This is a genomic window from Enterobacter sichuanensis (genome assembly GCF_002939185.1).
Taxonomy (GTDB): Bacteria; Pseudomonadota; Gammaproteobacteria; order Enterobacterales; family Enterobacteriaceae; genus Enterobacter; species Enterobacter sichuanensis.
This window is the reverse complement of record NZ_POVL01000119.1, coordinates 1-2,881: the sequence shown is the minus strand read 5'-3', so window position 1 is coordinate 2,881 and position 2,881 is coordinate 1. Positions and strand designations below refer to the sequence as shown.

Genomic DNA, 2,881 nt, shown 5'->3' with positions numbered 1-2,881 from the left:
ATTCAGGCCCACGTTATTTATAACGTGGGCCTTTTTCATTTCTGCGTTTCTCAATCTCGCTTTTCTCTCTTTTATCCGTCTTGTTGTCGTCCGCATGCGGCGAATGGCTGCACCTCTATTCTGTTCTTTTTTATTAAAATATCCGCTTCTGTTATTTTTATGACTATATTTATTTTGATTTATTATTCTTTTAGTGTAAGTTCTTCAGGGTAAATTATTCTCTTCTGTCATTTTTCCTGGCTCTCTTAATAACTCCTGCATTGATGTTAACTATTCCTATTGCTGCGTAGAGTGCTACGTAGTCTATTCCTAACCATATAAAGAACCCAGACATGATATTTTGAAGCATCATGTCGATGGACCCTATGGACATGAATTATTCAGAAAGGCATCAAAGTAAGGCAGTGCAGGGTGTATCAGTAAAAATGCTTATACATCCTTAATTTAGCGAGTGAAATTTACCAAGGACTTTAAGTATGACGGATAATAAAGTCATTTTAGCGGTCAATAACGGAGACGGAAAAACTCGGTTGTTGACGGCAGAAGCAGGCCGGACGGTTAAGGTGAAACTTATCCCCGGCAATAAATATGTATTGAAAAATATTAACGACGACTTCGCACCAGAAAATATTACGCTGCAGCGCGTAGACAAGGCACTGCACATTATTCAGGAAGGCGATACACAGCCAAGCATAATTATTGAAGATTACTTCAATGGTGATCCAACTAATCCGGTGCTGATGGGCATGGCGGAAGATGGATTACTCTACGCCTATGTCCCGCTGTCTGGTGACAGCTACGACACCGGTTATCTGATGGCGGATGGCAGCATGTCTCCTGTGGCGTTAGGGGGCGAACCGCTGGGGGCGGGTGGCCCGCTTCTGACGGCGCCGGATGACGACAACGACATGCTGTTTGGCATGTTGGGATGGTTTGCGCTTGCTGCTGCGGGTGTAGGGGCTGCTTTCGCGCTGTCTGAGATGGATAAGGACGACGGTGATAACTCTTCCACGCCTGATAAGCCGCGCATCGGCAACGCTATGGATGATGAAGGTTCAATCAAAGGACCGTTGAAATCAGGCGATGTCACTGATGACTCAACGCCAACGCTGACCGGTAAAGGAAAGCCTGGTGATACTATTCATATCATTGATAATGGTAAAGAAATTGGTTCTGTCATTGTTGATGATGAAGGGGAGTGGAGCTATACGCCTGATAAGCCACTGGGCGAAGGTGAGCACGAGCTGAGCGTGGTAGAAAAAGATCCTGACGGCAACACGAGTCCTCCGTCAGATCCGATTGTCATCGTCGTCGATACGATCGCGCCAAAGGCGCCGACGATTGAACACATCATGGACAAAGTGGGTAAAGTCACCGGCGAGATCCTTGAAGACGCCTACACCGACGATCCAAAACCGGAAATGAGCGGTACCGGTGAAGCGGGCGCGACGATCACCATTTACGATAACGGTAAAAAGATTGGCGAAACCACCGTTAACGACGATGGTCGTTGGTATTTCAAACCTTCCGAAAACCTGGCGGATGGTAGCCATAGCATCACGGTCAGCCAGACGGATAAAGCGGGTAACGTCAGCAAGCCTTCGGACGATCGTGAATTTATGGTTCTGACCGAACCTCCAGGAAAAGCCGAAACGCCTGATGTCATTGACAATACCGGTCCGGTAACAGGCCTTCTTAAACCGGGTGATGTGACAGATGACAGTCAGCCTTCCTTCAGCGGCGAGGGAACCCCGGGTAATACCATTGTTATCAAAGATAATGATAAAGAGATTGGCTCGGTTATCGTCGACGACGAAGGTAAGTGGTCATTTACACCTAAGGATGAACTTGCCGAGGGTGAACATAATGTCGTCGTCGTTGAGGAAGATCCGCTGGGTAATGTCGGTGATCCATCTGACCCTATTCAGATTATTGTCGATACCACACCTCCGGCTAAACCGGATATGGCCGATGCCCAGGATAATACCGGGCCGATTACGGGCCAGCTGAAAGGCGGTGACGTCACGGACGAAACCCGTCCGGTATTTAGCGGTAAAGGCGAACCGGGCGATACCGTGACCATCTATGATGGTGACGAAGTGCTTGGCACAACCGTCATTGACGATAAAGGCAACTGGACGCTGAAACCAGAGAAACCTCTGGGTGAAGGCGATCACAGCATCACCGTTACGCAAACGGATAAGGCAGGCAACACCAGCGATCCCTCGGAAGCGCTGGAGTTTGAAGTTGACACTACCGCGCCTGATGCTTCAGCAGATGTTCTGAACATTACCGCCGTAGTGGACGACGTAGGCGATCGTCAGGGTAATGTGGCCAGCGGTGAAATCACCGATGACAGCAAACCGCTCATCAGCGGTATCGGTGAAGCAGGGAACACCGTCTTTGTCTACACTACCGACTCTTCCGGCAAACACCTGATTGGTACAGCGGTTGTGGGCAGCGATGGCACCTGGAGCCTGACGCCTGACACCCCACTGACGGAAGGTTTGAACAAGCTGACCCTGGAGACACAGGATCCGGCGGGTAACCGCGTAGTGGGCGATGCGCCATCTTACGACATCAACCTCATGATCCCGGTCAGTACCGCGCCATCCATCAACAGCGTGGTGGACAACGCAGAGCCACACGTTGGCCCGCTGCAGAAAGGCGAGTCGACCAACGATACCACCCCGACCCTGAGCGGTAGCGCGGCGCCGGGTGATACCGTCTCCATCCTCGATAACGGGAAAGTGATTGGCACCGTCAAGGCGGACAGCAACGGGAAGTGGGCATTCACCCCGGATAGCGCACTGGCGGATGGCAAGCACACCTTCACCGTTACCGCGACTGACGCAGCGGGCAACGCGCGCACCAGCGGCAG

General features: G+C 50.9%; 1 protein-coding gene. It reads left to right on the top strand.

The features are described from left to right. Window positions 1-476: 476 nt before the first annotated feature. The coding region (locus C5687_RS23795) for an Ig-like domain-containing protein (protein ID WP_238380517.1) at window positions 477-2,881 on the top strand (2,405 nt) is incomplete at its 3' end.